The 7,991-nt window shown below is 60.9% G+C and carries 6 protein-coding genes; 1 reads left to right on the top strand and 5 read right to left on the bottom strand.

Translation table 11 applies throughout. The features are described from left to right. From VFE81_RS02615 to VFE81_RS02595, 5 genes are all read right to left on the bottom strand, one after another. The coding region (locus tag VFE81_RS02615; protein ID WP_325043098.1) for an FHA domain-containing protein at window positions 1–2,479 on the bottom strand (2,479 nt) is incomplete at its 3' end. 217 nt (window positions 2,480–2,696) lie between these two features. Next, window positions 2,697–4,109: an efflux transporter outer membrane subunit gene (locus VFE81_RS02610; protein ID WP_325043099.1), complete on the bottom strand. Its 1,413-nt coding sequence runs from the start codon at window positions 4,107–4,109 to the stop codon at window positions 2,697–2,699. A 319-nt stretch (window positions 4,110–4,428) separates the two neighbouring features. After that, window positions 4,429–4,707 carry a hypothetical protein gene (locus VFE81_RS02605; RefSeq protein WP_325043097.1) on the bottom strand — a complete coding sequence of 93 codons (279 nt, stop codon included), beginning with the start codon at window positions 4,705–4,707 and terminating at the stop codon, window positions 4,429–4,431. 289 nt (window positions 4,708–4,996) lie between these two features. Then, on the bottom strand, window positions 4,997–5,431 hold the full coding sequence (locus tag VFE81_RS02600; RefSeq protein WP_325043096.1) for a DUF4399 domain-containing protein: 435 nt from the start codon (window positions 5,429–5,431) through the stop codon (window positions 4,997–4,999). 47 nt (window positions 5,432–5,478) lie between these two features. Then, on the bottom strand, window positions 5,479–5,910 hold the full coding sequence (locus tag VFE81_RS02595; RefSeq protein WP_414695539.1) for a DUF4399 domain-containing protein: 432 nt from the start codon (window positions 5,908–5,910) through the stop codon (window positions 5,479–5,481). Window positions 5,911–6,384: 474 nt separating this feature from the next. Between VFE81_RS02595 and VFE81_RS02590 the strand changes: the two genes are divergently transcribed. Further along, the coding region (locus VFE81_RS02590) for a caspase family protein (RefSeq protein ID WP_325043094.1) at window positions 6,385–7,991 on the top strand (1,607 nt) is incomplete at its 3' end.

Below are 7,991 nucleotides of genomic sequence, written 5' to 3'. Positions count from 1 at the left end.
AGTCGGCAGGATGATCCGCCTTCAGTTGCGTATAGATGCGCATGCCCTGTTGCGCGGCAGACTGCGCATCGGAAAGCAGACGCGCCTCGCTGCGAAAGCCGGGCGAAATCCCCGCTTCCAGCCGTTGCGTGCCGCCGATCGAACCGCTCGCCCGATACTGCCTCCAGAGGCTTTGCGCGCGTAGCAGCAGGTCTTGCGCGCGCGCCAGCGCTTTGTCGTGCAGAGCAGCGACGTCTTTCTGGATCGATTGCACGAACCACACGTCCGCCGTCGGATCGAGACTGGCGTAGAACGACAGCAGGCGTTGGTCGTAATCCTTGCTACCGCGTGTCTTCTGCAAGTCGGCGAACTGGTCGAGCAGCGCTTTCTTGTGCGCCGATTCCGCTGCGATCACGTCGGACCACGGCCCGGCCGGCATGGTCTGCAAGCCGGCCAGCGCCTGTTGTGCGTCGCCGCGCTGCCATGCTGCGCTCGCTGCGTCATGACGCTGAATGACATCCGTCGACGGCAGGCGACTCGCGGCCAGTTGCTGAAATTGCGTCTGAAATGGTGGCGTGTTGAAACGCACTGTTTTCAGCAAGGCGAGTAACGGTATCAATTGTCGACTGAGCGCGGCGTTCAGTACGTCGGCGTAATGGCGCAAGTCTTCCCGTACACGATCGAGGCCGGCAAGACGCGGATAGCGTTGCGCGTAATCGTCGAGGACGGCCGGCAGCGCGTCGGGCTTGTCGCGCGCCAGTTCGGTGCGAATGGTGCTGTTCAGGCGGTCGATGGCGGCGATATACACCGAGTCGTCGCTTTCCAGTTTGCGCAGATGGCTCAGCGCCTGCGCGTACGGCTCTGCAAACACGGCTACATACGAGGCAATGCGGTCGAGTGCGCGCTGGTGGCTCCTGGCGTCGTCGTCCCACCGTTGCAGCAGGCCACTGATGGTGGCTTCGTCGGCGTACATGTGGATCGGCGCGTCCGCCCCGCCACGCCCCACCACGAAGCGCTCCAGATCGCCCACCCATTGCAATTCGCCGACCAGAGATGCGGCGTCCGCATTGTTTGCACTCAACGCTCTCATCTCCTTGAGCAGTGCGTCGGCCTGATCGAACTGCGCCTTTTGCAACGTGTTCAACCAGTCGGGGAGTTTCGCCTTCAGTAGCGCTTCGCTCGCCAACGCACTGACTTTCGTGTCGGCGGGATGATCCGCGAGATAGCCGTTTGCCGCTGTCACCGCGCTGGTGTAATCGCCGCTCGTCAGCATATTTCTCAACTCGCGCTCCGAAGACCCACGCATGTACAGCATCAGCGCAACGGCCGCCAGAACGACGAAGGCCGCGCCACTCCACCACGCGGCGCGATGCACCGTCGTGTGGTCACCCACCGCAAAGGCCTTGGTGAGTTCGCCCGCGAGCAGACGCCACCGCCGCGGCCGGCCCTTCTGGGCACTCGTGCCGTTTGTGCCTTGCCTCGCATGTGCGCCGCTTGAGCCATTCGCGCCATTCGCGCCACGCGTGCCGTTTGTTCTGTTCGTGCCATTCGTGCCGTTAGCAGCGCCTGTCAACGTGCCGCGCTTCGCGTGTGCAGATGCGGCCTGCGCTGCCTCGTTGACTTCGTCTTCGCGTTGTAGCGCCGGGTCGACGCAAAAGATATCGAGGAACGAATGCGCGGCGCCAACGAACGTGGTCTTGTCGGTATCGGCAGCTTCGTCGACAGCGGAATTGAGGAATAGCTGGGTCACGGTCGGCTCAACTTCAGGGGGTTTTTGCAGTGTCACCCTGTAGACGAAGTGGTCGCCGCCAAATGCAAGGAGGTCCCCCTCCACAAGCGGCAGCGCGGTTTCGTCGAGCCGCTTTCCGCCGACGAATGTCCCGTTCGTGCTGCCAAGATCCTCGAGGTAGAGTTCGCCGCCCTTCAGAAAGATGTGTGCATGACGCCGCGAGATGTAGTTGACCTGATGCGGATAGCGGTCCTTATAGCGCGAGAAGACGTCGTCTGCCTTGCTGATGAGAAAGGGGAACGCCTGCACGTCGATCGGCAGAAGCCCGAGGTCGTCGCGTTGCGGCACCAGGAGCAAGCCGGGTGCGGGCGCCGCGCTGGTGGCGACAACAATTCGCGCGCGCGGCTCGATACTCACGCGATAGCAGAGCTCGCCACCGAAGCACAATTCGTCGCCGGCACGCACCCGCGCGGGGGCTTGCCGCACCGCAGCGCCGTTGAGTGTCGTACCGTTCTTACTGCCGAGGTCAGCGACGTAGACAGCGCCGTGCTCTGTGAAAATCCGCGCATGGCGGCGCGACAGGCAGGTAAGCCGTTCGGCAGGGTAGTCGGTAAACGGCACCTCGCTGCGCCCGATCGCGAACAGATTATCGACGATCCGGATCGCGTCGAGCGCGGGACGCTGCGCGGAGACAACCGGCGACAGCACCACGTCGAACGTGGCGTCCTGTGTCGCGCGCATCTCAGCAATCGGAGCTTCCCCGGTGGCCATTTTATCTGGATCACTAATCGTTTACCCGCTGCGGCGAGAGCGCAACAGGAACGGAAAGAAGAACGACGGCGAATAGCGGATGTTCTAATGAGCCACGCAGAATCCGGCTCCTTACAAATTTTAAGTCACGCATGGCAAGTGTCAATTTTCAAAGCGTCGGTTGTAAGGGCCATTCATGCGTCATATGCAGCCGAAATACGCCGCGCCACGGATTAGCTCAGTGTTCCTTTACTTCTGCTTGCACGTCCACACTCGGCCAGCCACCGCCCAGCGCCTTATAGAGCAACACCGTGTCCGACAGAATCAGTTGATGGTTGGCGAGCAGTTCCTGCTGCGCTGCCAGCAAAGTCCGTTCGGTTTCGAAAACTTCCAGTTGCGATACCACACCGAGGCGTAATTGCGACTGGATCTGATCCGCGACGATTTGCAGACGCGATACCTCCTGCTGCAACTCCACACGCTGCGCCTTGTGCGAATTCAGATTGACCAGTGCGTTTTCCACTTCCTCGAACGCACTCATCACGGCTACGCGGTACTGTTGTTCGGCGACCGTCGATTGCGCTTTCGTGACCTTCACATGCGCGCGTACCCCGGGGTCGAGCAGCGGAATGTTGATGCTGGGCATGAATCCGTAGGTGAACGACTTCAGCAAATCGGTCAGCGCGAAACTCGCGGTGCCACCGTGGCCAGTGAGATTGATGGTGGGCAGTTGCGCGAGCTTGGCCTGGCCGACCAGGTCGTAGGCTTCCAGCACTCTGAACTCGGCGGCCACCACGTCGGGGCGTCGCGCGAGGAGTTGCGCGGGCAAGCCGTCAGGCACTACCGGCAGTTGCACGCGTTGCTGCAAGTGTCCTTTCGGTAACTGGAACTCACCCGCCGGCACACCGAGCAGCGTGCACAACGCGTTGTTCGCGAGATCGCGCGAGCGGCGCAGTTCGAGCAACTGATTCGTCAAGCGGTTGATCTCGGCCTGCTGGCGTAACACCTGAGTTTGCGGCACGAGGCCGTTGCGGCGTTGGCCGTCGTAGATGGTGAGAATCTGCCTGTTCGTGACGAGCGTTCGTTGCTGCTGCTCGATCTGGTCGTCGAATTGCAGGATCTGGAAATAGGTACTCGAGACGTTCGACACCAGTTCCAGATAGCCGGCGCGCCAATCCGCTTCACTTGCGTGGAATTCGGCTTTTTGCGCCTGTACGCCCTTCTCCACCTTGCCCCAGATATCGATGTCCCAGCTTACTTGCGTCGCTACGTTGTACTGTTTGGAAAACGTCTGACCCGTAGTCTTTTGGAAATCGGCGCCGCCGCCGAGATCCATGGTCGGCAACGCGCCGGCTTTGGCCTCACCGATCTGCGTGCCCGCTACGTCGATACGCGCGGCCAGCACCTTGATATCGAAGTTGCTGGCGATCGCTTTCGCGATCAGCGTGTCCAGATACGGATCGTGGAAGCTTTTCCACCAGTCCGGCTCGATGGTCGCCGCTGCCGATACCGGCGAGCCTTTCTGATCCGACCACGACGCCTTGGCAGGCGTATCGGGCCGCTTGTAGTCGGGCATGCTGACGTCGATACACGCGCACAGCGACAGCGCGCAGGCCGTTGCGACGCAGAGTCCGCGCAGCGCCGAGGCCATGCGATTCGAACTCGCCGGTTGACGGTTCGCACAGCATCGCGCCGAGGCGCAGAAAAAGTGCTGACGGACCATTGATTCAAGCAACGCTGACACGATTTTCTCCGATGACGCCGGCTACGCTGCACGAGGAGAACGCGCTGTTTAAGTAAAGCATGTCCTGCCCGGCTTCACCGTCGAAGCGGTACAGAAATGTCTGCGCGGGGATCGGGCGGTGACGCCAGGGTCGTGTGGAAAGAACGATTGGATGCGAATTCTTTTTGACGCGCTGAGGGTGTGCGTCCCGCGGAGGCCTGAGAGCCTCCGCGGCGGCCTGTGCCGTTCAATACACGTTGATGTTGTTGCTCGAGCTCACGTGCGGGTCGATCGTGGTGGTGACGCCGGCAACGAAAGCTGTGTTGTTGCCGTTCGCGTTCTGAATGTTCATCGTGGTGCTGATCAGTTGCGTGGCGTCGACAGTCTTGCTGTTGTTCGGCGCATACACGGGCGTGAAGTTGAAATACGATGAGGACGGATAGCCGAAGCCGCCACGCACGGCGCTCATGGCCTTGCTGTCGAGTTGTGCGGTGATGGGCAGGTCTTTGATCATCAGCGTGTTCATGGTAAATCTCCTGGAAGGGGAAACAGCACAGTCTTGCGGTTGGGTTCGAGCATCTTGTCTGCTCGAGTGTCACTCATGCATGGGCTATGCCAGGTTCGCTTTCCGTTCCCAGGAAATATTCCGAACGGCTGTAGATAAAGGACTTCGGGGAGGGTGTGCCATTAGACGCAGCGCAACGGCTGCGAAGCGACAGGTTGGTGCTGGTGGATCGCAGCCAACAACGCGCGCGATGGTGTTGGTTGCGACGTGACACTAAAACGGAAGGCCAATCACGCTAACCAATACAGCGTCAACGCGCAATGACGGTGATCTTCTTCGAGTACACCGGCGGATTGTGTGGCATATGCATGTCGTCGCCCATTAGCAGTTGCAACGTGTGCTTGCCAGGCGGCAGTTGAATCATCGTTTCCGTTTCACCCGCGCCGAAATGCAGATGATTGCGGTCATTTGGAATTTCCTGGTCCATCGGTGGCAGGTCGGTATCGATCAGCAGGTGGTGGTGCCCCGTGTTCGGATACTTGACGGCTTTCGGCGCCACCCCCATATAGCGCAAGCCGAACCACACCCGAAACGGTTTATTGGCCTGCACCACCTGCCCGTCGTTCGGATAGCCGATATAGACATGCGCACCGGCCGGCGAGGGCGTCGTGCCGGCCGTGGCGAAATTCGGCGAGGCCAGTGACGCCAATGTCGCAAGTGCCACGAGCGCGATGATCTTGTACATGTTGGTCTCTCCGTCCTGACGGGACCCGCTTTGAATGAACGGGACAGCTAGTCTTTTAGTACGGTGATGGTGATCTTCTTCGAATACACCGGCGGCACATGCGGCACGTGGCTGTGGTCGCCAAGAATGAGCTGCAATGTGTGCTTGCCCGGCGGCAACTCGATGCGTGCGTCGGTCTCGCCCGCACCGAAATGCAGGTGATTGCGGTCCGACGGAATTTCCTGGTCGAGCGGCGGCAGATCGGTGTCGATCAGCAGATGGTGATGCCCGGTGTTCGGAATCGTCACGCCCTTCGGACACACGCCCATGTTGCGCAGACCCATGCGGACCCACAGCTTGCCGCCGTGAATCACCGCGCCGTCCGACGGCCAGATGATGTATTCCTCGGCGCCCGGTGGCGAAGGCGTTTGTTCGGCACGCGCGGATTCAGATGTTGACGCAATGCCGAGCAAGAGAGAAAAGGTGGCGCACAGAACCATGCAGAGCTTTACAAGGCTCACCTTCGTTCCATGACGTATGTCGAGCACGCCAGCTTTGAGGGTTCTTCGCATTGCGCACTCTCCCGAAGAATGGTCATAGCCGCCTCGGCTGCGCAAAGCGCAGACCGGACGTTCCGGCTGGATATCGCGGGCGCTCGCGTAGTTTCACGTGATTTCACGTGGCGGATTCACGTCGATGAGCGGCAGTACTATTAAAACGGCCGTACTGCCCTACTTTGTGAATTAGCTTAGGACGTAACTTGCCAAAAAGATACGCCACACTCGTTAACCGTATAACGCATTGATGGTGTGCGGACAGTTGTGACGCGCAAACCGCGTGCTATCGTTGTTCATAGGTTGTCGATGGAGAGTCGATAGCGGCATCGATGCTGTGCCCAATCCACTCCAACGGCGGACGCGGACGTCGCTGTCATCGAAACCCTATGTTCTGTCCGGAATAAACAGGATACGAAGATGTGGCGAACATTCCTGCTGGTGTGCATGGCCGGGGCAATTCAGGCGCATTGGGGCAGTGTTTACGCCGCGGCGCAGCGTGACGGCGCGGAGCATGGCGCCGCCGCTACGCGTACGACGGCTACGTTCATCACGCCGCTCAAGCTGCAAAAGGACAGCACGCTGCCTGCGCGCATCGCGCTGGTGATCGGCAACGGCGCGTACGGTCAAGACGCAGGCCCGGTCCGCGACAATGCGCCGCGCGATGCTGACGCCATGCGCGACACACTGCGTGCGCGCGGTTTCGACGTCATCGTGCGCACCAATGCGACGCCGCAGCAAATGCTGCAAGCCATCAGCGAATTCCACGAACGTCTGCGAGCAGGCGGCGCCGGACTCTTCTATTTCGCGGGACACGGCATGCAAATCGGACGGCAGACGCTGCTCGTGCCCGCCGGCCTCGATGCACGCGCGCCGGCACAACTTATCAGCGAAGGCGTCGATTTGAATACCGTATTGCAGGCAATGCGCGCGCCGCGTGCCGATGCATTCAATCTCGTGATTCTCGATACGTGCCTGAACAACCCGTTCTCCAGCGACGTAACGCTCGATACGTCCGCGCTGCCTGCCAATACGGTGGTCGCGTACGCAACAGCGCCGGGGGAGTTTGCAGCGGACGGCATGCATCGTGGCATCTATACGAACGCATTACTCCGCGCGCTCAACGACGCATCTTCCTCAAAGGATCTTGCGGGACTGTTTCAACGCGTCGCGACGCGGGTTAGCAAGGCCACTGGCGGTGAGCAAACGCCATGGATCGCCTCATCGCTTGCGTGGAACGCGAGCCTGAATGAGCCGCTATCCCGCACGGCTATTGCAGCGCTGACATCCGCTACCAGCGACGACCCCATTGTCGCGCTGCACAGCAGAGGCATCCTGCCAAAGGACAGCAGCGAGCAATACGAAATTACCTTCTGGAATTCCATCAAGGACAGCAACTATCCCAGCGATTACGAAGCCTATTTGAAGGCTTATCCGAATGGCCGCTTCGCCACGCTCGCCCACGCACGTATCGACCGGTTGCGCGCCGCGGCATCGGCGAGTGCGCCATCCACTTCGCCATCCGCCCCGACACCTGCTGCGCCTGCGGTTGTGCCGACACCGCAGGCCGCGCGGTCAACGCCGCCCGCCAGCGCTGCGCCGCAGGGCCACCCGCACGCCGCCGCGCCGACGCCACCTGCACCGCCGGCCCCAACTGCGGTCCCTTCCACGCCGGTGGTCGCGCAAAAGCCCACGACGCATCCACCGGGCGCAGGCGAAAGCCGCGATTGCGCGACCTGCCCGATCATGATCGCCTTGCCTGCGGGCGAGTTCTCGATGGGCAGCAGTACCGACGATCCGTCCGAAAAGCCCGTCCATCACGTGACCATCGGCACGCCGTTCGCGATTGGCAAATACGCGGTGACCGTCGAGCAATGGAACGCGTGCGTCGCAGCGAACGCCTGCCAAAAGCTGACGCCCGAAAGCAATGCGAACAAAGCGATGCCGGCACGCGACCTCAGTTGGGACGACGCGCAACAGTACGTGAAGTGGCTGAGCAAAACGACCGGCAAACCATACCGCTTGCC

Origin of the sequence: Paraburkholderia sp., assembly GCF_035656215.1 — a bacterium.
GTDB lineage: Bacteria > Pseudomonadota > Gammaproteobacteria > Burkholderiales > Burkholderiaceae > Paraburkholderia.
Note: the sequence above shows the minus strand (reverse complement) of the source record. Positions and strands in the feature narration are given on the sequence as shown.

Bases quoted from the DNA above. Each gene is read 5' to 3' on its own strand.
- VFE81_RS02610 (WP_325043099.1), bottom strand. From the start codon at position 4,109: ATGGCCTCGGCGCTGCGCGGACTCTGCGTCGCAACGGCCTGCGCGCTG.
- VFE81_RS02605 (WP_325043097.1), bottom strand. From the start codon at position 4,707: ATGAACACGCTGATGATCAAAGACCTGCCCATCACCGCACAACTCGAC.
- VFE81_RS02600 (WP_325043096.1), bottom strand. From the start codon at position 5,431: ATGTACAAGATCATCGCGCTCGTGGCACTTGCGACATTGGCGTCACTG.
- VFE81_RS02595 (WP_414695539.1), bottom strand. From the start codon at position 5,910: ATGGTTCTGTGCGCCACCTTTTCTCTCTTGCTCGGCATTGCGTCAACA.